The 22,515-nt window shown below is 71.7% G+C and carries 20 protein-coding genes and 1 pseudogene; 7 read left to right on the top strand and 14 right to left on the bottom strand.

The annotated features are described in order from the left end of the window. Positions 1-3: 3 nt before the first annotated feature. The 3 genes from N1032_RS19950 to N1032_RS19940 all read right to left on the bottom strand — a co-directional run bounded on the left by N1032_RS19950 (position 4) and on the right by N1032_RS19940 (position 1,763). Positions 4-141 carry a hypothetical protein gene (locus tag N1032_RS19950; RefSeq protein ID WP_259541570.1) on the bottom strand — a complete coding sequence of 46 codons (138 nt, stop codon included), beginning with the start codon at positions 139-141 and terminating at the stop codon, positions 4-6. A gap of 161 nt (positions 142-302) precedes the next feature. Further along, positions 303-1,511: an MFS transporter gene (locus N1032_RS19945; RefSeq protein WP_259541568.1), complete on the bottom strand. Its 1,209-nt coding sequence runs from the start codon at positions 1,509-1,511 to the stop codon at positions 303-305. 81 nt (positions 1,512-1,592) lie between these two features. Further along, a complete protein-coding gene (locus N1032_RS19940) occupies positions 1,593-1,763 on the bottom strand; it encodes a hypothetical protein (protein WP_259541566.1) in 171 nt (56 codons plus the stop codon). Between N1032_RS19940 and N1032_RS19935 the strand changes: the two genes are divergently transcribed. Both N1032_RS19935 and N1032_RS19930 read left to right on the top strand, forming a co-directional pair. Then, complete coding sequence (locus N1032_RS19935; RefSeq protein ID WP_259541563.1) at positions 1,762-2,439, top strand: RraA family protein; 678 nt, start codon at positions 1,762-1,764, stop codon at positions 2,437-2,439. The two genes, N1032_RS19940 and N1032_RS19935, sit on opposite strands and share 2 nt — an antisense overlap. Positions 2,440-2,920: 481 nt before the next feature. Then, complete coding sequence (locus tag N1032_RS19930) at positions 2,921-3,136, top strand: dodecin (protein ID WP_456319121.1); 216 nt, start codon at positions 2,921-2,923, stop codon at positions 3,134-3,136. A gap of 27 nt (positions 3,137-3,163) precedes the next feature. On the opposite strand, the gene N1032_RS19925 is transcribed toward N1032_RS19930, so the two are convergent. From N1032_RS19925 to N1032_RS19905, 4 genes and pseudogenes are all read right to left on the bottom strand, one after another. Then, the gene (locus N1032_RS19925; RefSeq protein ID WP_407933059.1) at positions 3,164-3,910 is read right to left on the bottom strand and encodes an ABC transporter permease; all 747 of its coding nucleotides are present in this window, start codon (positions 3,908-3,910) and stop codon (positions 3,164-3,166) included. Positions 3,911-4,832: 922 nt separating this feature from the next. Further along, a pseudogene (locus tag N1032_RS19915) lies at positions 4,833-5,591 on the bottom strand (ABC transporter ATP-binding protein); the annotation flags it as partial. Positions 5,592-5,734: 143 nt separating this feature from the next. Further along, positions 5,735-6,943: a LolA family protein gene (locus tag N1032_RS19910; protein WP_259541560.1), complete on the bottom strand. Its 1,209-nt coding sequence runs from the start codon at positions 6,941-6,943 to the stop codon at positions 5,735-5,737. A gap of 139 nt (positions 6,944-7,082) precedes the next feature. Further along, positions 7,083-7,505, bottom strand: coding sequence for a PPOX class F420-dependent oxidoreductase (locus N1032_RS19905; RefSeq protein ID WP_259541559.1), 423 nt, complete (start codon positions 7,503-7,505; stop codon positions 7,083-7,085). A 106-nt stretch (positions 7,506-7,611) separates the two neighbouring features. On the opposite strand from N1032_RS19905, the gene N1032_RS19900 reads away from it, so the two are divergent. Further along, the gene (locus tag N1032_RS19900) at positions 7,612-8,280 is read left to right on the top strand and encodes a hypothetical protein (protein WP_259541556.1); all 669 of its coding nucleotides are present in this window, start codon (positions 7,612-7,614) and stop codon (positions 8,278-8,280) included. Between the two features lie 66 nt (positions 8,281-8,346). Here the strand turns inward: N1032_RS19900 and N1032_RS19895 are convergent, their stop codons facing one another. Both N1032_RS19895 and N1032_RS19890 read right to left on the bottom strand, forming a co-directional pair. Continuing rightward, positions 8,347-9,693, bottom strand: coding sequence for a nucleotide disphospho-sugar-binding domain-containing protein (locus tag N1032_RS19895; protein WP_259541555.1), 1,347 nt, complete (start codon positions 9,691-9,693; stop codon positions 8,347-8,349). Then, the gene (locus N1032_RS19890; protein WP_259541553.1) at positions 9,690-11,855 is read right to left on the bottom strand and encodes a glycosyltransferase; all 2,166 of its coding nucleotides are present in this window, start codon (positions 11,853-11,855) and stop codon (positions 9,690-9,692) included. The genes N1032_RS19895 and N1032_RS19890 overlap by 4 nt, the downstream gene beginning before the upstream one ends. A gap of 190 nt (positions 11,856-12,045) precedes the next feature. Between N1032_RS19890 and N1032_RS19885 the strand changes: the two genes are divergently transcribed. From N1032_RS19885 to purL, 3 genes are all read left to right on the top strand, one after another. Next, positions 12,046-13,542 (top strand): polysaccharide pyruvyl transferase family protein, encoded by a 1,497-nt coding sequence (locus tag N1032_RS19885; protein ID WP_259541551.1) that lies wholly within the window; start codon positions 12,046-12,048, stop codon positions 13,540-13,542. A gap of 98 nt (positions 13,543-13,640) precedes the next feature. Further along, positions 13,641-14,489: a DUF4190 domain-containing protein gene (locus N1032_RS19880; RefSeq protein ID WP_259541548.1), complete on the top strand. Its 849-nt coding sequence runs from the start codon at positions 13,641-13,643 to the stop codon at positions 14,487-14,489. A 157-nt stretch (positions 14,490-14,646) separates the two neighbouring features. Next, on the top strand, positions 14,647-16,941 hold the full coding sequence (gene purL / locus N1032_RS19875; RefSeq protein ID WP_259541547.1) for a phosphoribosylformylglycinamidine synthase subunit PurL: 2,295 nt from the start codon (positions 14,647-14,649) through the stop codon (positions 16,939-16,941). A 120-nt stretch (positions 16,942-17,061) separates the two neighbouring features. On the opposite strand, the gene N1032_RS19870 is transcribed toward purL, so the two are convergent. From N1032_RS19870 to N1032_RS19855, 4 genes are all read right to left on the bottom strand, one after another. Next, a complete protein-coding gene (locus N1032_RS19870) occupies positions 17,062-17,409 on the bottom strand; it encodes a chorismate mutase (RefSeq protein ID WP_259541544.1) in 348 nt (115 codons plus the stop codon). A gap of 9 nt (positions 17,410-17,418) precedes the next feature. Continuing rightward, the gene (locus N1032_RS19865) at positions 17,419-18,348 is read right to left on the bottom strand and encodes a DMT family transporter (RefSeq protein ID WP_259541621.1); all 930 of its coding nucleotides are present in this window, start codon (positions 18,346-18,348) and stop codon (positions 17,419-17,421) included. 200 nt (positions 18,349-18,548) lie between these two features. Then, positions 18,549-18,968 carry an organic hydroperoxide resistance protein gene (locus N1032_RS19860; RefSeq protein ID WP_259541543.1) on the bottom strand — a complete coding sequence of 140 codons (420 nt, stop codon included), beginning with the start codon at positions 18,966-18,968 and terminating at the stop codon, positions 18,549-18,551. Positions 18,969-19,044: 76 nt separating this feature from the next. Further along, positions 19,045-19,686: a GNAT family N-acetyltransferase gene (locus N1032_RS19855; protein WP_259541542.1), complete on the bottom strand. Its 642-nt coding sequence runs from the start codon at positions 19,684-19,686 to the stop codon at positions 19,045-19,047. Between the two features lie 151 nt (positions 19,687-19,837). Between N1032_RS19855 and N1032_RS19850 the strand changes: the two genes are divergently transcribed. Next, on the top strand, positions 19,838-20,446 hold the full coding sequence (locus tag N1032_RS19850) for a maleylpyruvate isomerase N-terminal domain-containing protein (protein WP_259541541.1): 609 nt from the start codon (positions 19,838-19,840) through the stop codon (positions 20,444-20,446). A 740-nt stretch (positions 20,447-21,186) separates the two neighbouring features. Here the strand turns inward: N1032_RS19850 and xylA are convergent. Further along, on the bottom strand, positions 21,187-22,377 hold the full coding sequence (xylA, locus tag N1032_RS19845; protein WP_259541539.1) for a xylose isomerase: 1,191 nt from the start codon (positions 22,375-22,377) through the stop codon (positions 21,187-21,189). Positions 22,378-22,515 lie beyond the last annotated feature (138 nt).

Raw genomic sequence — 22,515 nt, 5'->3', positions numbered from 1 at the left:
GGGTCAGCGGGTGAAGAAGCGCGGTTCGGTGAGGAGCGGGTAGTCGTCGGGCGTGCCCTCGCGGCCGGTGTCGATGCCGGCGACGTAGAGCAGCACGGCGAGCCAGAGGGCGAGGATGCCGAGCAGGATGAGGAAGAGCATGGGGTGTCTCCTTGTCGGATCGTGAGCGGATGTTCGATGAGTTCACGATGCTCTCTAAGGCGGCGGCGGCTCGTCGGGCACGCGACCTATCGTGCGGGGCGCCGGCAGGCCTCGGCTAAGGTGGGCCTTAAGGGTCGTCGGCGGGCGGAGCCGGGAACCGGTCAGGCGGCGACGGGGCGGGTTCGGGGCATCCGGAGCGCGAAGACCGATGCGGCAGCCATGAGCACGAAGGCCGACCCGAAGGCGGCCTCGAAGCCGAAGGCGTCGACGAGCAGGCCGGCGACGAGGGGGCCGGCGATGGCTCCGGCGTCGGAGAACGCCTGGAACACGGCCACGGGCTGACCACCGCGCGCGCCCGCGGCGTCGCCGACCGCGGCCGCTGGAGCGGTGCCCATGAAGGCGGCGGCCACGCCGTAGAGGCTGAGCAACACGATGAGCAGCCAGAGGCTCGTCACCGCCGGGATGGCGAGCATGATGAGGGCGCCCACCGCGAACGAGGCGATGATGGCGGGCCGTCGGCCGACGGTGTCGACGAAGCGGCCGGCGGGCAGCAGCGCGAGGGTCTGGGCGACGGCGGCGATGGCGAAGGCGATGCCGGTCCAGGCGGGTTCGCCGTGCAGCACCTCGACCACGAGCACGGGGATGAGGGCGCTGCGCACGCCCATGGCCGACCAGCCCTGGGCGAGGTTGGCGAGCAGGGCGGTCTGGTAGCGCGAGTCGCGCAGCACCTCGCGGAACGGGCGGGCGGGCTCGGGCGCGGTGGTCTCGTTGCGGTCGTGGCGCTGCAGCAGGGCGAGACCGACGGCGCCGGCCACGACGAGGGTGCCGGCGTAGAAGAAGAAGGGGGCGTGCAGCGAGATTCCGGCGAGCAGGCCGCCGACGGCGGGGCCGGCCATGCCGCCGATGAGGAATCCGCCCTGGTAGAAGCCGACCGAGCGGCCGCGGGTGGCGGGCTCGGAGGAGGCGAGCAGCAGGGTCATGGCCGACACGGTGAACATGGCCGAGCCGATGCCGCCCGCTCCGCGGAGGAGCAGCACCTGCAGATAGTTGTCGGCGAGCCCGACGAGGGCGCTCGAGAGGGCGACGATGCCGATGCCCGAGGCGAGCACGACCCGTTCGCCCACGAGATCGACCAGCTTGCCCACGAACGGGTTGGCCACGAGTCGCATCACGGCGAACGCCGACACCACGGCGCCCACCTCGAGGTAGCCCACTCCGAAGCTGCGCACATAGACGGGCAGAACGGGCACCACCACGCCGAACCCGAGCATCACGAAGAACGCCACCACGCCGAGCACGACGACGTCGCGCGGCAGCGGCGCGCCCCGCCCCCAGGCGAGGCGCCGCAGAGTCTCGGATGCGCGCGCCACCCAGCCAGCGTAGTTCGCGCCGCCGACCCCGGTGCGCGGGGAGCTCCCGCTGATCGCGCCCCTTTTGGTTCCTCGCGCCCCTCAGGCACGGCGCGCGAACAGAAGGGGCGCGCTGGTGAGAAGGCCGACCTGCGGGAGGCCACGGAGCGGGCGCCCGCTGCGAGGATGCCACGCGGCGTCGGCTGGTCTCTTGTGGGAGGGCGCGACATCCGCTTGGCTGGCGGCGACCCCGCCCCACCCAGGAGACGCCATGACCACCTACCCCACCGCCGCCATCGCCGACGCCTCGCTGCGGGTGGGGGTGCCCGTGCGCACAGCACCCGCGGCGCTGCATCCGTTGTTCGCCGGCGCGGTGTTCAGCGGACCAGCGATGCCGGTCACGCACCTGGGAAGCGTCGACGTCATCCTGCAGGCGATCGACGACGCTCCGGCCGGGTTCGTGCTCGTGGTCGACAACGCGGGGCGCGACGACGAGGCCTGCGTCGGCGACCTCATGCTGCTCGAGGCCCGCGAAGCCGGAGCCGCGGGCGTCGTGGTGTGGGGCCGGCACCGCGACACCGCGCAGCTGCACCAGATCGGACTGCCGATCCACAGCCTCGGCGCTTTCCCGTTCGGTCCGCGCCGGGTGCCGCCGGCGGGCGCGCCGATGTACAGCGCCTACCTCGACGGCGCCTCGGTCGCACCCGGCGACCACGTGTTCGCCGATGACGACGGCATCCTGTTCGTCGCGGCCGATCGCCTCGACGACGTGCTCGAGGCCGCGACGGTGATCCTGCAGACCGAAGGGGCCCAGGCCGAACGGATGCGCGCGGGCACGAGCCTGCGCGAGCAGCTCGACTTTTCGGCATATCGCGCCCGGCAGACGGATGACCCGAGCCTCACCCTGCGGCGGCACCTCGCCGAGCGCGGCGGAGCGATCGAGGTGTGACGCGAGCGGCGGGCGCCCCTGCTACGAGAGCCGCGCCGAGGGCCGCTGCCCCGTTTAACGAGAAACGTGGTGCGCGCAGCAGGCATGGGGAACGCCTGGGGGTTGCTGCGCGCACCACGGCATCGGCATCGGGTGTGCCGGCGGGACGGCAGGCGGGTGGGGTGAACCTACGTGCCGTCCCTGTATCGGGTACTGCTGCATACGCTAGCGCCGGTGCGGGCGGCCCGCCACGCCCGGCATCCGGGGCTCCCAGGTTCGGTCGGCGGCCCGAGCGGCTCCGAGGCGCGGGGGCGAAACACTCGGCTGACCAGGGGTTTCGGCGGCGGCATCCGTCGTTCTGAACCCCTTGAGTGAGCGCCGACTTGAGCTTGGCCCAAGGTGCGCCTGAGCGAAAACTGCGCAGAAGTTGATCGATCTCAAAGACTTCTGCACCGGTGCGGAATAGGCTCGGAAAACACAGACGGACTACGACGGAAGGTCGATGATGAGCACCCACACGTATCGCGTCACAGAAATCGTGGGCACCTCGCCCGAGAGCACGGATGCCGCCATCCGCAACGGCCTGGCCCGGGCGGCCAAGACCCTGCGCGGGCTCGACTGGTTCGAAGTGGTGTCGACGCGGGGTGAGCTCGAGAACGGCGAGATCGCGCACTTCCAGGTGACGCTCAAGGTCGGCTTCCGGCTCGAAGACGAGTAGCGAGCGGGGGCGCTCGGCGGTCGCGAGCTACGAGAGCACGTCTTTCGACGCGAAGCGTCCGTAGGCCAGCGCCCCGAACACGATCACATACCCGAGCTGCAGCAGCGCATTGCCGCCGAAGCTCGACCACTCGATCGGCTGCCGCAACAGGTCGGCGAAGTCGAGCCAGTAGTAGCTGAACAGCCACGGGTGCAGCCACTCGGTCTGCGAGAGTTGTCCGAGCACCTGGGACACGATCGACAGCACGACGGTGGCTGCCATCGCGCCGACCGGGGCGTCGGTCAGGGTCGAGATGAACAGGCCGATGGCGCTCAGTCCGACGAGGCCGAGCGTGACGTATGCCGCGATGAGCATAGATCTGAGCAGCGCTTCGCCCACGCTGATGGTGTCGCCCGAGAGCAGGGTCACGGGCCCCACAGGGAACAGGGCGAACCCGATCAGGATGCCGGCCAACGCCACGGTCACCGTCGCGGCGAGGCTGAACACCACCGCGGCGGCATATTTCACGACGAGCAGACGGATGCGCCCGACCGGCGACACGAGCAGGTAGCGCAAGGTTCCCGTGCTGGCTTCGCCCGCGATGGTGTCGCCGGCGACCACCCCGACCGTGAGCGGCAGGAACAGCGGAATCGACACGACGAGCGCGGTCATGCCCACGAACAGGCCGTTCTGGGTGATGCGGTCGAGGAAGGCGGGGCCTCGTCCGTCGCCGCCGTCGGTGAGCCGGATGGCGACCGCGATCAGCACCGGAATCGCGGCCAGCGCCCCGAGCATCGCCCACGTGCGCCGCCGCCGGAACAGCACCGACAACTCCGACGCGAAGAACCCGAACCCGATCGCCCGCTGCGGCCGCCGGGTCGTGAGCTCGGTGCCGGTGGGGCCGGGGCTCGCGGGGCCGGGGCTTGCGGATGCCGCGGCGAGCGTGTCGCCCGGGGTCACACGGGTCGGGGCATCCGCGGTGGCCGTCGCCGGAGCCGACGTGTCGGTGGTCAACGGGGTGGGTGTTGGCAGCGAGCCGGGTGCGGCGGCCGGTGCGGGGCCCCGGCCGGGTTCTCCGGGCGAATGGGTGCCGTGAGCGTCACTGGACAACGTCGAACCCCTCCCCCGTCAGTGCCACGAAGAGATCTTCGAGAGACGCGCGCTCGACCGTGAACCCGCGCACCCGCACTCCGGCGCCGACGAGCGCTGCGACCACGGATTCCGGCGCGAACCCGTCCGGAAGGGGCGCCTCGACCACGGTCTCGTCGAGCCCCGGTCGCGCAAAGTGCGCAGACTCGCCCGCGAACGAACCCCTTGCGCTACCGCTCGCCGCGCGCGCCTCGGCGGCGCCGGTGGCGGCACTCAACGGTCGCGCAAAGTGGTCCAAGTCGGCACCGGAAGAGCCCTTTTCGCTACCGCTCGCTGGCGGTGAGGTATTGGGCCGAGGCGTCGGTCGCGCAAAGTGCTCCAAATCCGTGGTGGACGAACCGTTTGCGCTACCCGGCGCTGGGGGCGGGGTGGAGGCGCTCGACGAATCGTTTGCGCTATCGATAGCTGGGGATGAGGTATTGGCGGTGTCCAGCGGCGCAGCACTTGCAGGAGCGGCAGACGGTCGCGCAAAGTGCTGCAAATCGGGGGCGGGGGAGCCGTTTGCGCTACCGGTGGGCGGGGACAGGGTGGGGGCGAGCGACGGGGTGGGGGCGGGAGGCGGCGGGGCGGCGGGGGTGGGGAGGAGGCCGAGGGTGGTCAGGACGCGGGTGGCGGCATCCGTGTCGGGGGTGGGGGTGAGGAGGCGCAGGCGGGTCTGGCCGGCCTGGCGCAGGGTGTCGAGGGTGCCCTGGGCCACGAGGGAGCCGGCGCTCATGACGGCGGCGTGGGTGCACATCTGCTCGATCTCGGCCAGGAGGTGGCTCGAGACGAAGACCGTGGTTCCCTCGGCCGCGAGCGAGCGGATGAGGCTGCGCACTTCGCGGGTGCCCTGGGGGTCGAGTCCGTTGGTGGGTTCGTCGAGCACGATCAGGTCGCGGGGGGCGAGGAGGGCGTTGGCGATGCCGAGGCGCTGCTTCATGCCGAGCGAGTAGGCCTTGACCTTCTTCGAGGCGGCGTGCGAGAGTCCGACGCGCTCGAGCGCGTGCGCGACCCGGGCCGCGCGCGTGGCGGCGGGCGCGAATCCGTCGGCGGCATCGAGGCGGCGCAGGTTGGCCTCACCGGAGAGGAACGGGTAGAACCCCGGCCCCTCGATGAGGGCTCCGACCCGCGGCAGCACGGTCGCGAGCCGGCGCGGCATGCTCTCGCCGAGCACGGAGATGTCGCCGGCGGTGGCGCTCGCGAGCCCGAGGAGCATGCGGATGGTGGTGGTCTTGCCCGATCCGTTCGGCCCGAGGAAGCCGAACACCGACCCGCGCGGCACCGCGAGGTCGACGCCGTTCACGACGGTCTGCTTGCCGAAGCGCTTGGTGAGTCCGTGGGTCTCGATGGCGAACTGCGGCGCGGGCGACGATGACGAGGAGGTCGACCACGACGATGACGACCACGACGAGGAGGACGACGCGAGCGAACCAGCCGGCGAGGATGCGCCGCCGACCGAGGGCGCGGCCCCGACGTCGGCGAGCGGCGCGCTCACTCGGCCGGCGAAGCGGGGGCGGGAGCGGTCGGCGAAGCGGGAGCCGCAGCGTCCGGCGTCGCGACATCCGGCGCCGCAGCGGCCGCCGCCTGCAGCTGCTCGGCCGGCACCGCGCCGGCGAACACGCGCCCGTCGTCGGTCAGCAGCACCGACACGAGCGTGGTCTGCAGCACCGCGCCGCCGTCGACCGGGGTGGTCAGCTGCGAGAACAGGGGCGACGAGGTGATGTCGGTGACGCTCGCGCCGACCGGCAGCTCGACGATGCGCGCCCAGCCCTCGCCGGTAACGACGGGCTGCGGCCCGGCGGATGCCGCGTCCGATCCGGTCGCCGGCCCGTCGCCGTGCTCCGGGAACGGCTTTTCGGTCACCGTCGTGCCCTCGGGCGGGGTGAACGCGAACAGGTCGGCCGACGGGGTGTCGAGCGACAGCGACGTGAAGGCCACGCTGAACGAGGGGTCGGAGGCCCCGCGCGCCAGCACCTCGACGCTGAGCGGCAGCCCGGTCTCGGAGTCGACCGCGATCGACACCGAACCCACGAGGGTGTCGGAGGAGCGCGGGGTGAGGATGAGGTCGTAGGCCGAGCGACCCGCCACCTTCGTGTCGGCTCCGAGGGTGACATCCGTTGTCGGATCGACCGCATCGAGGAGCTTCTGCGCGAGCTGGGCCGGGGTCGAGATCTCGGTGGGCAGCGGGGTGGCGCTCACGTCGTCGCCCGATCCCGTCGAGCCGTCTTCGGTCTCGGCCGGCACCGTGGAGTGCACCGCCGTCTGGTCGCCGGAGTCGTAGAGCCAGAGGTCGTCGCCGCTGCGGATCGCGTCGCGCTCGGCCAGCTGGTCGAGAATCTGCACGCGCACCTTCGTGGGGCCGTCGGCGTAGACCCGCGCGTCGTGGCTGCCGGTGAGCAGTTCGAGGGCGCTCGAGATGCCGGCGTCGGCATCGGCCGCAGAAGAGCCCGAACCACCGGATGCCGCGCCCGAACCCCCGGGCACGCTCGAGAGGTCGGGCAACCCCAGGTCGGCGCTCTGCTGCACGTCGCCCGAGAACGACTCGACGTCGCTCGCCGCGGCGAGCTCGAGCACCTGCTGCGGGGTCTTCTCGGGCAGATCGGCCGACGCGCTGGTGGCGAAGACGCCACCCACGACGGCAACTGCCACGACGGCGGGGGCCGCGACCGCGGGAACCCATCGCTGCCACGTTCGAGCCATGACGATCATCTTCTTTCAAGTGCCTCGACCGCGGGGGCGGTCGCTGTGATGTGGCGGCGACGTTACTCCGCGGAGCCGAGAATTTGCTCAGCATGAGAGGAGTCTCCCGGCGACGCGCGAGGGCTGACCGGAGACGCGATCAGCTGTCGCGGATGCGCAGGATGACGCGCCTGCGCTGACCCCGCGCCACGATGCGTTCGATGAGCAGGGTGACCCGGTATTCGACGCCGTACTTGTTGGCGAACCAGTGGCTGCCGCGCTCCACCTCGGCGCGGCCGTCTTGGATGCGCGCCACCGCCTCGACGCGCGGCGCCCCGTCGTCGACCTTGCCTCGCCGGCTGCACGGCTGCAGCTCGACCCGCCCGCTGTTGCGCAGGCGCTTGACCTTGCCGCTCTCGGCGGGGGTGGTGACCAGCAACTCGTCGCCGTCGCGGGCGATCCAGACCGGCGTCGACACGGCGACTCCGGTCTTGCGGAACGTCGTCAGCTGCACGAACCGCTGCTCGCCGAGCGCCAGCAGCGGCGACGATCCCTCGCGGGCGTGGCGGGGGCGGCCGGTCACGAGAGCACCCGCTTCGTGCGGAGGGCGGCATCCGGTCTGCTCGGCCGGGCCTTCGCCTCGTTGCTGGTGTCGCTCATGCGCGTGAGCGTACGCCTATTCTCAGAACATGGTCACGATCGTCATTCCCTGGAGACCCCAGCCTTCGCGGCTCGCCGCGTTCGATGCCGTGGTCGAGTGGTATCGCTCGGCCCTCGGCGACGTGCCGATCGTGGCGGTGGATACGGATGACGAGGTCTTCAACCTCGCGCGCTGCCGCAACGCCGGGGTGCAGGGGATCGCCTCGCCGCACGACGTCGTGGTGATCGGCGATGCCGACACCGTTCCGGAGCGCGGGCCGCTGCTCGAGGCGATCGCGGCGGCGCGCACGTCAGGACGGGTGCACCTGCCCTACACGGAGTACCGCTGGCTCGGCGCCGAGGGAACGGCCGCGTTCATGGCGGGCCGGCCGCTGGGCGACTGCGCGCACGAGATCGTGCACGGCGCCTGCTCGGGGGTCTATGTCACGACGCCCGCGACGTGGCGGAGTCATGGTGGGCAAGACGAGCGGTTCCGGGGGTGGGGCTTCGAGGATGCCGCCTGGCACGTGGCCCACGAGACGCTGCTCGGGGAGCCTCCGCGACGGCACGAGGGGCACGTGTTCGCGCTGCATCACGTGGCCCAGCCGCGCGAGGGTGCGCACTACGACGCGAACGCCGCCCTGATGGAGCGCTACCGCTCGGCCGCCGCGACCCCGGCCGCGATGCGCGACCTCGTGGCACTCGACGCCGCCGACTGACCGGGGCGGGCTGCGTCGCCGGCGGCATCCCTGTGCCGCGCCGCCCACGCGAGGGCAACCCACCCGTCAGCGCGCCGCCGCCACCCACTCGCGCACGGCCGCGCGGGCCCGCTCGGCCCCGCCCGACGCCCGCAGCGACGCCGAGAGCGCCGAGAGCCGCGCCGCCGGCTCGCCGCCCGCCCACACCGGGCCCAGCACCCGCGCGAGAGCACCCGCGAGTTCGCCGACCGACGCCGCGTTCGGGTCGAGCACCTCGGCGAAGCCGGCCCGCTCGAGAGCGGCCGCGCCGGCGAACTGGTCGGTCGAGAACGGCAGCACCACGAGCGGTACACCCGCCGTCATCGCCTCGGTCACGCTGTTGTTGCCGCCGTGCGTCACCGCGGCCCCACCGCGCGCGGCCGCGGCCTGAAGCAACCGCACCTGCGGCAGGAACTCGCGCACCAACCACGACGCGGGCAGCTCGCCGAGCTCCGACCGGTCGGCCGATCCGAGCGCCAGAGCCGCCCGCACCCCGACCCCGGCGAGCGCGGCCGCCACGCGCGCGAGCACGTCTGACCGCACCGAGAGAAAGCTGCCGAAGCTCACGTAGACGAACGGCTCGTCGCTCGACGCGAGCCACTCCTCCACCTCGGGGTCGAGCGGCTCGTCGCGCACGGCCGATCCGAGAAAGGCGTGCGGAGGCAGCAGGGCCGTGCGGGCCGGCTCGCTCAGCTCGGCCGGATAGTTGTAGAGCAGCAGATCGCCGTGCTCCTCGAACGCCGACACCGAGGGCGGCAACGCGGGGGCGAGAGCGGCGAGAGCGGCGAGCGCGGCGTTCCATTCGGCGGTGAACGAGTCGCTCACCCGCTCGCAGAGCTGCCGCAGAGCGGTGAGGTCGGCGGCATCCGGAGCGAACGCGGCCGGCCAGGTCGCCGGATAGCCGTAGACCTCGCCCGCGACCGGCAGCGCAGTCGGGTGCCCGAGCACGACGTCGGCGTGACGGATGCTGGCGGCCGTGAGGGCAAGGCGCGCGCTGAACGCGAGGTGGTCGACGATGATCTCGTCGGGCGCCACCTCGGCGACGACCCGTTGCACGGCGCGGGCCGTCGGCACCGGCTGCCACATCAGATCGCTCAGCCGGGCCTCGGCCTGAAACGCGAGCGTCTCGATCATGCCCCGGCGGGTGGCCGCGAAGAATCCGCGCAGGGCGTCGTCTTCGCCCGCCGGCTGCTGTTCGGCGCGGATGACGCCCGGGTTCGATCCCTTGCCGAGCTGCAGGTCGACCCGCTCGAACCCGAACGACCGCACGATGCCGTCGGTCGCGGGCCCCGTGGCCACCACCACGCGTTCACCGGCGTCGCGCCAGGCGGTGGCGAGGGTCGCTAGGGGCAGCAGGTGCGAGGCGTAGTCGGGACTGATGACGAGCAGCGTCACCGCACGGCCGCCGGCGAGAACTGGGTGTCGGACTCGGCGTGCACCCCGGCGTAGACCTCGGCGAGCGCCGTGGCCATCGCTTCGATGGTGAAGCTCTTCTCGACCGTTCGGCGCGACGCGGCCGCCCGATCGACACCGCTCTCAGCCGCCGCCGCGCGCAGGGCTTCGCCCATGCTCGCCGCGAGTCGTTCGACGTGCCAGGTCTGGGTGAGAAAACCGGTGACGCCGCGGTCGACATAGGTCGCCGGGCCGCCGCCGTCGGGCGCCACCACGAGCAGTCCCGCCGCCATGGCCTCGAGCAGGGCGATGCCGAACTCCTCCTTCAGGCTGCCGCACACATAGACGCCGCGGGGCGCCGCGAGCCCGGGCACGCCGAAGCGCGCGGCGGCCACCCACCGGGCCACCGTGTCGTTCGGCCGGTGACCGGGCAGCAGCAGGCCGGATGCCGCGCGCTGCTGTGCGGGCACGAGCGAGTTCATGATGGCCAGCTGTTCCCGTTCGTCGACCGACGGATGCTCGAGGTCGCCGCCGATGAGCAGCAGGTTCGCTTGGTCGCGCAGACCGCCTCGCGCCCAGGCCTCGACGATCGACGCCATGCCCTTCACCCGGTGGAACCGCCCGACGCTCACCACGAGCGGCAACGCGCGGCGCTGTTCGGGAAGCTGCTCGAGCAGGTCGCGCAACTCGTCGAGTGGCGGCGTGGCGGGCTGGCCCGACGCGTGGGCGGCCGCCTCGGCCACCCCGCGGTCGACCACACCGAGGTCGATGCCCTCGGGAACGACCGTGTGGCGCTCCGGATGCGACGTCATCTCGATGCCCACCAGCTCACGCATGTCGCGCTCGAGCTCGGGTCGCGGAAAGAGCACGGTGTGGGCGGCGTTCGACGCGAGGCGCTGCACGAGCCGCGTGCGGAACCAGAAGTGCTCGGTCTCGTCGACGTCGCCGAAGTTCCAGCGCGTGAGCTGCCCCGCCAGGTCGAGCGAGCGGATGACGGCATGGGGGTCGGGGGCCACGGTGAACACGACGGGAACGTCGAGTTCCCGCGCCACGTCGGCCGCGGCGAGGCTGCCCACGTCGGCCATGCGCAAGTGCAGCAGGTCGACACCGCCGGCCGCCCGCAGCATGCGGCGCACGCCCCGGCGGGCCGCCACGCGCAGCGGCCAGGCCGAAGCCGAGTTGACCGGCTCGCTGAGCAGGGGGATGCGCCCGTAGAGGTGCCCCTCGGAGGTCGCGCGGATCTCGTCGACACTCGCGAGCGCCCCCTGAGCCGAGCCGCGCGACATGGTGATGACGCGGTGCACGTGGGTGCCGGCATCCGGTCGCCCGCCGGCGATCAACGCGTCGCCGAGCCGCACGAGCAGGGTGGCGATGCCGCCGTTGTCGCCGCTGCCGGCTTGCGTGAGTTGCGCGTCGATGTCGGCGTGCAGAAAGAGCTGGGCCACGGTGATGTCGTCGTGCGGCTCGTCGCGAACCGCGCGACCGCCGGCCAGGTCGACGAGGGCGAGCCGGGCGACGTCGGCGAGGTAGCCGTCGCCGGCCGCGAGCGGGGCGAGGAAGGCCTCGACCTGGGCGTCGCCGGTGCGCTGGCCGAGGGCCGACACGGCCGCGACGCGCACGGTCTCGTCTTCATTCGCGTCGGCCGCGATCTCGAGCAGGGGTCGCAGAGCGATGCGGCTGCGCACGAGGCCGAGCGTCTCGACCAAGCGGTAGCGGGTAGCCGGTTCGCGGATGCCGATCAGCGCGCCCTCAACTCCGATGGCGACGTGTTCGGGCGTGGGGAACGCCCACTGCTCGAGGGTGCGCTGGGCGAGCATGCCGCCGAATCCGCCGTCGGCGACCATCGACACGAGCCGCCCGATGGTGTCGTAGCGCGGAATGCGCGAGCCGATGGCCCAGGCCGCGTGCTCGCGCAGAAAGAGGCGGTCGCTCGACAGCAGTCCCGAGAGGGCGACGTCGGCCTGCTCGTCGAACACCTGGGCGAGCGCGTGGGTGGCGGCGATGGCGACGATCTGGTCGTCGTCGTCGAGGGCCTGCGTGAGGATGCGGATGGTGCGCGCACCGGGGTCGCGGTTCGCCTCGAAGGCGAGGTCGTCGGCGAGCCGCATCGAGTCGACCAGGCGCGTCGCGGCGCGCACCGCATCGAGTGATGTCTGAATGCCCATGGGCAGCCTTTCGGTCAGGCCGATCTCTCAGCTGGCGCTGAACGTTCCCGATCCTATGGCGGTCGGCCGGGAGCGGCACAGGAAGAGGCGCGGATGCCGGTGACGGGAGGGTGTCCGGCGGGTGAAGGGCGGGGGCGGGGGCGGCGGTGGCGGCGCCCAGCGCGCGGCCTCGTGCCCTCGATGGGTTAGCGTGAAGGCTCTGGCTCTGCGACCGGGAGAATCTGTGAACCTCGTGCTGCTCGGCGACGTCGGAGTCGTCGACGAGATGATCCACATCGGCGACGAGGCCATGTTCGACGAGGCCCTCGAGCAGCTGCGTCGGCGGGGCGCGTCGACGGTCACCGCGATCTCGGCGAACCCGCCCGAGACCGCCGCGCGCTACGGCATCGAGACCGTGGCCCGCGTCGGATTCTCGTCGGGCCCGTCATTCGACCGCGCCGCCGACGACGACCGACTGCGCCGGGTCGAGCTGACGGCGGCCGGGCAGACCGGCCTGCTGGCCGCCGACGACCCGGCCCACGCGGTCATCGAGGCCGTGCGGCACGCCGACCTCGTGCTGGTGACGGGCGGCGGCAACATGGCGTCGAACTGGCCCCTGCACATCTTCGAACGCGCGACACTCGCCCGCATCGCCGCCGCACTCGGCCGGCCCTTCGTCGTGAGCGGACAGACGATCGGCCCGCGCCTCGAGCCCGCCGACGCCGGCCTCGTGGCCGGTCTGCTGGCATCCGCTCGCCGGGTGGGGCTGCGCGAGGGCGCGTCGTTTGAGCTCTGTCGGGCGCTCGGAGTCGACGCCACCCTGCTGCATCAGACGGTGGACGACGCCAGTTTCGTGGGCGACCGCGCACCGCAGACGAGACCGGATGCCGCCACCACGACGGCTGCCGACGCTGCACCGGGCCCGGCGGCGGCCACATCTCGGAACGAGCCGACCGGCGGCGGCTCGCTCGGGGCGGCGGCACCCCACCCGGAGCCGGTCGCCGGGGGCCGGCCGTATTGCGCCGTGACTCTGTCGACCCACCTCGCGGGGCACGATCGTGATGCGTTCGTGCGGGCCGTCGCCGCGCTGCTCGACGACGTGCTGCGGGAGTCCGGGCTCGAGGTGGTGTTCGTGGCGCACTTCGGTTCGCTGCGGCCGGGCGAGGTGCGGGGCGACTCCGTGCTGCACGAGCTCGTCGCCGCCGCGATGGCGGGCGCTACGACCGCCGCGAACGCAGCGAGCGCGACTGGCCAGGCGGGCACTGCGGCCCCGACGGCGATCGTGCCGACGGACTCGGTGTCGGCGGCCGGGATCGCCCGGGGCGCTTCGCTCGTGGTGACCAGTCGTTACCATCCGGCGGTGTTCGCGGTGTCGGGCGGGGTGCCCGTGGTGGGTATCGCGGTCGACGACTACACCTCCGTGAAGCTCACCGGAGCGCTGGGCAACTTCGGGCAAGACGCAGTGCTCACCATCGAGGAGGTGCTCGCAGGGGCGGCACCCGCACGGGTGAGGGAGGTCTGGAGCGCGCGTGCCGGCATCCGCACCGCCGGCCTCGCCCGCGCCGCCGTCGCCCGCGACGACACCTCCCGATGGTGGGACGACATCGCGCGCCTGGCACGCGATGCGGCGGCCGGCAGTGCCCAGACCGCCGCACGAGAGGCCGCACGAGATGACGCGCCGGAGGCGACCGGCCCCGACACCATCTGACGGATCGTCGCACACGCAGCGGGTGAGAAGCGGCCGACGTTGGTAGCGTCGGAGGCAGCGGGGTGGATGAGCATGCCGCGCGTGCCAGGAGGAGAGCGATGAGCCAGCCGTACGACCCGAACCGCGCCCCCGGGGGCTACTCGCAGCCCTACCCGGGTCAGTCCGTTCCGCCGGCCGGGCCGCCGCCCGGGTCGCCGATGGGCCCGCCGCCTGGGCCACCGCTGGCCCCGGGCGACTTCCCGGGCAAGACGCTCGGCGTGGTGGGGCTCATCGTGGCCATCTTCTTCAACGTGATCGGGCTCATCCTGTCGGCTGTGGCGCTCAGTCAGTCGAAGAAGGCCGGCTATCGCAACAGCCCTGCGCTCGCGGGGGTCGTCATCGGAGCCGTGTTCACCGGCATCTCGGTGGTGATCATCGCCGTCGCGCTGGTGTTCAGCCTCACCGCGGGGCTCACGGCGGCGGTCTTCGGCGGGCTCAGCAGCGGCTCGGGGTCGAGCTCGCAGGGATCCGATGGGTCGCAGGGCTCCGAGGGCTCGCCCGGCGACGGCGGCACCGGCAGCGACGGGTCGCAAGACGGCGGCTCGGCGAGCGTGTTCGACCTCACCGTGGGCGACTGCCTCAACGACTGGAACGACGGCACCGTCTACGACGTGCCCCTCGTCGACTGCGCCTCGCCCCACGACTGGGAGGTCTACGACGACTTCACCGTGCCCGACACGAGCGACGGCAGCTACCCGGGCGACGACAAGGTCGACGTGGCCGCCGACAACGGATGCTACGACGCCTACGAGGAGTTCGTCGGCATCCCCTACGACGACTCGCAATACGTCTACAGCTACGTGATGCCGACCGAGGAGTCGTGGCTCGACGGCGACCGCCTGATCACCTGCGTGATCGGCCACCCCGACGGCCCGAACACCGGAACCCTGCGCGGCGCCGGCGACTGAGCCCGGCGCGGCGGCCCGGCCGGCCGGGGCCGCCGCGGCCGGCGCGCCCAGCGCACGCCGCCGCGCCCAGCGCAGGCCGCCGCCCGGCCAGGGGTGCCTCCGCGCCCGGTAGAATCGAGGCGCATCCCTCCCCCGCAACTCAAGGAGTCCTGGCCGCGTGAGCATTGCCGATACCGTCGAGAACGCCCTCGCGACCCCCGAGCGGGAGCAGCCCTACGAGGCCCTCGGCCTCAAGGCCGATGAATACGCGAAGATCCGCGAGATCCTGGGCCGCCGCCCCACGAGCGGCGAGCTGGCGATGTATTCGGTGATGTGGAGCGAGCACTGCTCCTACAAGTCGTCGAAGATCTACCTGCGCCAGTTCGGGCAGAAGGTCAGCCCGGCCATGAAGAAGAACCTCATGGTGGGTATCGGCGAGAACGCCGGCGTCGTCGACGTGGGCGAGGGCTGGGCCGTGACCTTCAAGGTCGAGAGCCATAACCACCCCTCCTACATCGAGCCCTTCCAGGGTGCTGCCACCGGCGTCGGCGGCATCGTGCGCGACATCATCTCGATGGGCGCCCGCCCGGTCGCCGTCATGGACCAGCTGCGCTTCGGCAAGATCGACGACCCCGACACCGCACGCGTGGTGCACGGCGTCACGAGCGGCATCTCGTTCTACGGCAACTGCCTGGGCCTGCCCAACATCGGCGGCGAGACCTACTTCGACCCGGTGTACCAGGGCAACCCGCTCGTGAACGCCCTGTCGGTGGGTGTGCTGCGGCACGAAGACCTGCACCTCGCCAACGCTCGCGGCGAGGGCAACAAAGTCGTTCTCTTCGGAGCCCGCACCGGCGGCGACGGCATCGGCGGCGCATCCATTCTCGCCTCCGACACGTTCTCGGCCGGCGGCCCCACCAAGCGCCCCGCCGTGCAGGTGGGCGACCCGTTCGCCGAGAAGGTGCTCATCGAGTGCTGCCTCGAGCTGTTCGCGGGCGACCTGGTCGAGGGCATCCAAGACCTCGGTGCGGCCGGCATCTCGTGCGCCACCTCCGAGCTCGCCTCGAACGGCGACGGCGGCATGTTCATCGAGCTCGACAAGGTGCTGCTGCGCGACCCGTCGCTCACCGCCGAAGAGATTCTGATGAGCGAGAGTCAGGAGCGCATGATGGCCATCGTGCAGCCGTCGAAGCTCGAGGGCTTCCTGGCCGTCACGTCGAAGTGGGATGTCGAGACGAGCGTGCTCGGCGAGGTCACCGAGACCGGCCGGCTCGTGATCAACTGGCACGGCGAGGAGATCGTCAACGTCGAGCCGCGCACCGTCGCGGTCGACGGCCCGGTCTACGAGCGGCCCGTCTCCTACCCGGCCTGGCTCGACGCCGTGCAGGCCGACTCCGCGTCGCGGCTGCCGCGTGCGACATCCGGGGCCGACCTGCGAGACGAGTTCCTGCGCGTGGTCGGCTCGCCGAACATGGCGTCGAAGGAGTGGATCACCAACCAGTACGACCGCTACGTGCTCGGCAACACGGCGCTGTCGTTCCCCGACGACGGCGGCATGATCCGCGTCGACGAGGAGTCGGGCCTCGGGTTCGCCCTGGCCGCCGACGCCAACGGCCGCTACTGCCAGCTCGACCCCTATCGCGGCGCCCAGCTCGCGCTCGCCGAGGCCTACCGCAACGTGTCGGTCACGGGTGCCGTGCCGGTCGCCGTCTCGGACTGCCTGAACTTCGGCTCACCCGAGAACCCCGAGGTGATGTGGCAGTTCTCGCAGGCCGTCGAGGGGCTGGCCGACGGATGCCTCGAGCTCGAGATCCCCGTCACCGGTGGCAACGTCTCGTTCTACAACCAGACCGGCTCGCAGCCGATCCACCCAACGCCCGTCGTCGCCGTGCTCGGCGTGATCGACGACGTCGCCCGGCGCGTGCCCTCGGGCTGGCAGGACGAGGGCGACAACCTCTACCTGCTCGGCACCACCCGCGCCGAACTCGACGGCTCGGCCTGGGCCGGCGTCATCCACGACCACCTCGGCGGCCGCCCGCCGCAGGTGTCGTTCGCCGACGAGACGGCGCTCGCCGAGCTGCTGCGCGCCGGGGCCGTCGAGGCGCTCATCGACTCGGCGCACGACCTCTCCGACGGCGGACTCGCCCAGACGCTGACCGAGTCGGTGCTGCGGTTCGGGGTGGGCGCTCGGGTGTGGCTCGACGAGATCATCGAGCGCGACGGGGTGTCGGCATCCGATGCCCTGTTCAGCGAATCGACCGCCCGGGTGCTGGTGGCGGTGCCGCGCGAAGACGACGTGAAGTTCCAGGGGCTGTGCGCCGGGCGCGGGGTGCCGGTCATCCGCATCGGCGTCACCGACGCGCTGTCGGGCTCGCTCGAGGTGCAGGGGCTGTTCGAGGTGCCGCTCGACGAGCTCTCGGGCACGCACCGCGCGGCTCTGCCGGCGAACTTCGGGCCCGTCGTCGGCGGCTGACCGCCGTCGATCGCCCGTCGCTCGCCGGTCGCTCGCTCGGCGCCGTTCGGATCAGCGGAAATTCGCGCGTTCGAGCCGCCCTCATGCACGAACCCGCGAAAATCCGCTGATTCAGAAGGCTCAGGCCTCGGCCGCGCCCCCGGCGATGCGCTCGTGGTGGTGAATGACCTCGGCGACGATGAAGTTGAGGAACTTCTCGGCGAACGCCGGGTCGAGGTGCGACTCCTCGGCGAGCGCGCGCAGACGCTTGATCTGGCGGGCCTCGCGCGCGAGGTCGGCGGGCGGCAGGCCGTGGTCGGCTTTCAGCCGGCCGACGGTCTGGGTGAACTTGAAGCGCTCGGCCAGCAGGTGGATCAGCGCAGCGTCGATGTTGTCGATCGACTGGCGGATGCTCTCGAGCCGGGCGTAGACGTCGGCGTTGCTGTCGAAACCGCCCGACTGGGGTGCCGTGTGATCCGCGTTGGTCATGCGTAAACTCTAGCCAGCTTCTCCGGCCTGATCCTGCGCGCCGCCTTCGCGGGCGGGCGACGAGCGCCTCGGCAGCCGCAGCCGCCCCTGAGCGAGCAGAATGCCGAGGAACACCAGCAGCGCCCCCACCGGCGCGTTCCAGCTCAGGCGTTCGCCGAGCAGCACGATGCCGAGCGCGACGCCGACGACGGGGGTCACGTAGGTGACGGTCGAGGTGGCCGTGGGGCCCCACGCGAGAAAGACGTTCATGTTCCAGAGGTAGGCCACGCCCGTGCCCAGGATGCCGAGCGTCAGCAGGCTCAGCACGATCCACGGGTCGAGCGAGATCGGCCCGATCGCGATGAACGGCGTCAGCACGAGCATCACCACCGCGCCCATGCCCACCTGCAGAAAGGCTCCCGTGATGCCCGAGACCGTGCCCTTGCTGGTGATGAACCGGCGCAGGTAGCTGAAGGTGAAGCCGTAGCACACCGCGGAGCCGAGGCACGCGAGCTGGCCCGCGAGCTCGGTGAAGAGCGATCCGTGCGCCTGGTCGTTGGCGATGAAGGTCCACGGCCCGATGATGACGACGACCCCGAGGATGCCGGCCACCACCCCCAGCACACGAGACCGGTCGAGCTTCTCGACGTGGAACACCAGCGTCGCCATCAACGCCGTCGTGATGGGGGTCACCGCGTTGTAGATGCTGGCGAGCCCCGACGTCACGTACTGCTCGGCCCAGGCGAACAGCAGGAACGGAATGACGCAGCCCACCACACCGATCACGAGGAAGTGCAGATAGACGGATGCCTGTCGCGGCAGCCGCGCCCGCATCACCAGCACGATCACGCCGAGGGTGAGGCCGCCGAGAACGAGCCTGGTCCAGGCCACCTGGCCGAACGAGATGCCACCGAGCGCGACCTTCATGAACAGAAAGCTCGAGCCCCACACGAGGCCCATCGCGGCGAACTGCAGCGCCACGGCGAACCGGCCCCGCGCGAGTGCGGGGGCGGGACCCGATCCGGGAGCGGGAGCCGGAGCGGCGGCGGGTTGGAGCGGTGTCACCCGCCGACACTACCGCGCGGGTTCGGCCTCGCGAACCCGCGCGGAGTGCTCAGCCCGGCATTTGGCAGTCAGCGCCGGGCATCTGGCAGTCGCGCCTACTCGACGATGGTCAGCGCCACGTCGATGTTGCCGCGCGTCGCGTTGGAATAGGGGCACAGTTCGTGCGCCCGGTCGGCGAGCTGCTGCGCCTCGTCGGGCGTCACGTTGGGAACGTAGACGTCGAGTTCGACCGCGAGCCCGAAGCCGCCCTCGTCGGTCTTGCCGATCGAGACGCTCGCCGACACGGCGGCATCCGTGGTGTCGAGGCTCAGCTGGCGACCGGCGGCGTGGAGCGCGCTCAGGAAGCAGGCCGAATAACCCGCCGCGAAGAGCTGCTCGGGGTTGGTGCCTTCGCCGGAGCCGCCCATCTCCTTCGGGGGGCGGGTGTCGAAATCGAGTCGGTCGTCTTCGCTGCGAACGTGTCCGTCGCGTCCGCCGCCGGAGGCATGGGCGATTGCCGTGTAGAGAGATTCCATGGAGCTAGTTCACCATTGTTCGAACGATTCGACCAATGCGCCCGCGACGGAGAACGGATGCCGCGGCACACGCCGCTCACACCGTCTTGTACTCCACCGGCACTCCCCGGCCCTGATCCTGCACGCGTTGCTCGAGGGCGGCCCGCACCGCGGGCCACTCGTCGACGATGATCGAGAACACCGCGGAGTCCCGCCAGGAGCCGTCGGCGCGCGGAACATCGCGCCGGCTGATGCCCTCGAAGGTCGCCCCGAGCTTCGCGATCGCCGCCCGCGACCGCGTGTTGAGCACGTCGGCCTGGATCTTGACGCGGCCGAACCCGTGGTCGAAGGCCAGGCCGAGCAGTAGCAGCTTCGCCTCCGGATTCACGACTGTTCCCCAGACCCGGGGGTCGTAGGCGGTCCAGCCGAGGTGGGCGTATTCGAGCGCCGGGTTGAGATCGCCGAGCGTCGACGTGCCCACGAGGGCGCCGTCGTGGCTGCCGCCCACCAGGCGGATGGCGTAGGCGTTGCCGCCCGTCCACTGGTAATAGGTCTCGGCCCACTCCACGAACGCGGCCGCGGTGTCGCGGTAGCCCTTGGGGCCGCCGCCGTAGCCGCCGGCGAAGACTTCGGGGTGGCCGATGGCGGCATGCAGTTCGGGCAGCAGTTCCCGAGTGAGGGGCTCGAGCGTGATGTAGCGCCCGGTCAGGATGCCGCGGTCGGGAAGCGTTGCTGCCATGCGACAAGTCTGGCATCCCGGGCGGCCGGGGGAGGCTTCGCGGGCGGCGCTCGGCGGGCGGTGGCGCGCCGAACGAGAGCCCATGCCGCCACCGTGTCCGCTCGCGCTGGAACGGTGTCCGCCCGCGCTTCAGCTGTGCCACGATTGACCCATGGGCAGTGCCGCCACGTTCTTCCACTCCGCCACCGCGTTCCACGATCTCGTCACCCGAATACCCGACGACGCGTGGGACTCGATCGCGCTCGGGGAGTGGAGCCTGCGATCGCTCGTGGGGCACACGACCCGGGCCATCCTGACGGTCGAGAGTTATCTGCTGCTCGACGACCCGGGCTATCCGAATGTCGCGAACGCCGAGCACTACTACGCCCGGGTCTACCGCGACCTCACCGACCCCGCGGCGGTCGCCGCCCGCGGCGTCGAGGCGGGCATCTGGCTGGGTGCCGAGCCCGCGGTCGCGATCGCCGACGCACTTGGCCGCGCGATGGCGCTCGTCGACACCTCGCCGCCCGAGCGCATCGTGTCGATCGGCGGCCTCGGCATAGCCCTGCCGGAATACCTGCGCACCCGCGTGTTCGAACTCGTCGTGCACTCGATCGACATCTCCCGTGCCACCGGGCTGCCGCACGGCCAGTCGGCCGACGCGGTCATGAGCACCCTCGAGCTCGCCGCCGGCATCGCCGCGGCCCGGGGCGACGGCGAGACCCTGCTGCTCAGCCTCACCGGGCGCGGCACCCTGCCCGAGAACTACTCAGTCGTCTGACCCACCCCGTCGCTCGCGCGGCTCGCTCCGCTCGCTCAGCTCAGCTCCGCTCCGCTCCGCTGCCGCAACGCGCACCCGCCGCGGGCGAACCTCGCACCGCTCGCCCTGAATACACCCCCGAACAACGCGGCGTTCGCCTGAACCTGCGACGGCGCGCTGGCAGGCGCCCGCCCGAGAACTACTTAGTCGACTAACCCGCCCAGCCGCCCCGCTGACGCGACTCGCACCCGCCGCGGCTAAGGGCGAACCTCGCGCCGCTCGCCCCGAATACAGGCCCGAATGACACGAGGTTCGCCGGAACCTGCGACGGCAGCCGCGGCGCCGCGCGCCAGCGGCCGCCCGCTGCGCGACTCGCACCCGCCGCGGATAAGGGCGCCAGCCGGCGCCCGCCTCAGAACTACTCGCCCGCCTGGCTCGCCCGCCGCTCCGCTGACGCGACCCGCACCCGCCGCGGGCGAACCTCGCGCCGCTCGGCCCGAACACGGGCCCGAATGACACGAGGTTCGCCCGAAGCTGCGCCGGTGGCCGCGGCTGCGCCACCGCGCCGCGCGTCAGCCGGCGCCCGCCGGAGAACCACTCGGGCGTCTGAGCTGCCCCACCGCTTCGCTGCCCCGACTCGCGCCTGCCGCGGATAAGGGCGAGCCTCGCGCCGCTCGCCCCGAATACGGGCCCGAATGACGCGAGATTCGCCTGAAGCTGCGACGGCGACGGCGGCCGCAGCCGCGGCGCGGCGCGGCGCGCTAGCGGGCGCCCGCCAGGTGCTCGAGGGCGAGCTGCTGCAGGCGCACGAAGCCGAAGCCCTTGCCGTCGAAGTAGGCGTCGGCGTCGAAATCCTCGAAGGCGGAGCGGTCGGCGAGCAGGTCGGCGTAGCTCTCGCCCTCGCCGAGCGTGGGCACCGACAGCTCGGGCACGCGGGAAGCCGCGAGCGCCTCCTGCACCTCGGGGTCGGCGCGGAACGCCGCGGCCCGCTCCTTCAGCAGCAGGTAGGTGCGCATGTTGGCGGCGGCCGACTCCCACACGCCCGACTCGTCTTCGGTGCGCGAGGGCTTGTAGTCGAAGTGGCGCGGGCCGTCGTAGGTCGTCGCGCCACCGGGGCCGCCGTTCTCGAGCAGGTCGACGAGGGCGAACGCATTGTGCAGGTCGCCGTGGCCGAACACAAGGTCTTGGTCGTATTTGATGCCGCGCTGCCCGTTGAGGTCGATGTGGAACAGCTTGCCCTGATAGAGCGCCTGCGCGATTCCGGCCGCGAAGTTGAGGCCGGCCATCTGCTCGTGGCCGACCTCGGGGTTGACGCCCACGAGCTCGGGCCGCTCGAGCGTCTCGATGAAGGCGAGCGCATGGCCGACGGTGGGCAGCAGGATGTCGCCGCGGGGCTCGTTGGGCTTCGGCTCGATCGCGAACCGGATGTCGTAGCCCTTATCGGTGACGTAGTCGCCCAGCAGGTTCACGGCCTCGCGATAGCGCTCGAGCGCCGAGCGGATGTCTTTGGCCGCGTCGTACTCCGCACCCTCGCGGCCGCCCCACATCACGAACGTGGTGGCACCGAGTTCGGCCGCGAGGTCGATGTTGCGCAGCACCTTCCGCAGGGCGAAGCGGCGCACGGCGCGGTCGTTCGAGGTGAAGCCGCCGTCTTTGAACACGGGCGCCGAGAACAGGTTGGTGGTGACCATCGGCACCACGAGGCCGGTGTCGCCCAGCACCGTCTTCAGCCGGTCGATCTGGGTCTGACGCTCGGCGTCGGTCGAGCCGAACGCGAAGAGGTCGTCGTCGTGGAAGGTCAGCCCGTAGGCACCGAGCTCCGAGAGCTTCTCAACGGCGTGCACCACGTCGAGGGGCGCCCGGGTGGGCCCGCCGAACGGATCGGTTCCGTTGTAGCCGATCGTCCAGAGGCCGAACGAGAACTTGTCTTCACGGGTAGGGGTCAGCGACATCGGTGCTCCAGTGCAGTAGTCGATCCAAAAAAGTGGTTGCTCACAACATATTCACGAGAGCGTGCGAAAGTCAACGTGGCCGACCAGGAAATCGACCCGGGAAATCGACGCAGTAAATCGGCCTCAGACTCCGGATGC

It is taken from the genome of Herbiconiux daphne (genome assembly GCF_024979295.1).
GTDB lineage: Bacteria > Actinomycetota > Actinomycetes > Actinomycetales > Microbacteriaceae > Herbiconiux > Herbiconiux daphnes.
The sequence above is the reverse complement of the archived record's forward strand: the minus strand, read 5'-3'. Positions and strand labels throughout refer to the sequence as shown.

Excerpts from the sequence above, each read along its gene's own strand:
- N1032_RS19950 (WP_259541570.1), bottom strand. The coding sequence starts at position 141 with ATGCTCTTCCTCATCCTGCTCGGCATCCTCGCCCTCTGGCTCGCCGTG.
- N1032_RS19935 (WP_259541563.1), top strand. The coding sequence starts at position 1,762 with ATGACCACCTACCCCACCGCCGCCATCGCCGACGCCTCGCTGCGGGTG.
- N1032_RS19940 (WP_259541566.1), bottom strand. The coding sequence starts at position 1,763 with ATGGCGTCTCCTGGGTGGGGCGGGGTCGCCGCCAGCCAAGCGGATGTC.
- N1032_RS19930 (WP_456319121.1), top strand. The coding sequence starts at position 2,921 with ATGATGAGCACCCACACGTATCGCGTCACAGAAATCGTGGGCACCTCG.
- N1032_RS19925 (WP_407933059.1), bottom strand. The coding sequence starts at position 3,910 with ATGCTCGGGGCGCTGGCCGCGATTCCGGTGCTGATCGCGGTCGCCATC.
- N1032_RS19910 (WP_259541560.1), bottom strand. The coding sequence starts at position 6,943 with ATGGCTCGAACGTGGCAGCGATGGGTTCCCGCGGTCGCGGCCCCCGCC.
- N1032_RS19900 (WP_259541556.1), top strand. The coding sequence starts at position 7,612 with ATGGTCACGATCGTCATTCCCTGGAGACCCCAGCCTTCGCGGCTCGCC.
- N1032_RS19890 (WP_259541553.1), bottom strand. The coding sequence starts at position 11,855 with ATGGGCATTCAGACATCACTCGATGCGGTGCGCGCCGCGACGCGCCTG.
- N1032_RS19880 (WP_259541548.1), top strand. The coding sequence starts at position 13,641 with ATGAGCCAGCCGTACGACCCGAACCGCGCCCCCGGGGGCTACTCGCAG.
- N1032_RS19870 (WP_259541544.1), bottom strand. The coding sequence starts at position 17,409 with ATGACCAACGCGGATCACACGGCACCCCAGTCGGGCGGTTTCGACAGC.
- N1032_RS19865 (WP_259541621.1), bottom strand. The coding sequence starts at position 18,348 with ATGGGCCTCGTGTGGGGCTCGAGCTTTCTGTTCATGAAGGTCGCGCTC.
- N1032_RS19860 (WP_259541543.1), bottom strand. The coding sequence starts at position 18,968 with ATGGAATCTCTCTACACGGCAATCGCCCATGCCTCCGGCGGCGGACGC.
- N1032_RS19855 (WP_259541542.1), bottom strand. The coding sequence starts at position 19,686 with ATGGCAGCAACGCTTCCCGACCGCGGCATCCTGACCGGGCGCTACATC.
- N1032_RS19850 (WP_259541541.1), top strand. The coding sequence starts at position 19,838 with ATGGGCAGTGCCGCCACGTTCTTCCACTCCGCCACCGCGTTCCACGAT.
- xylA (WP_259541539.1), bottom strand. The coding sequence starts at position 22,377 with ATGTCGCTGACCCCTACCCGTGAAGACAAGTTCTCGTTCGGCCTCTGG.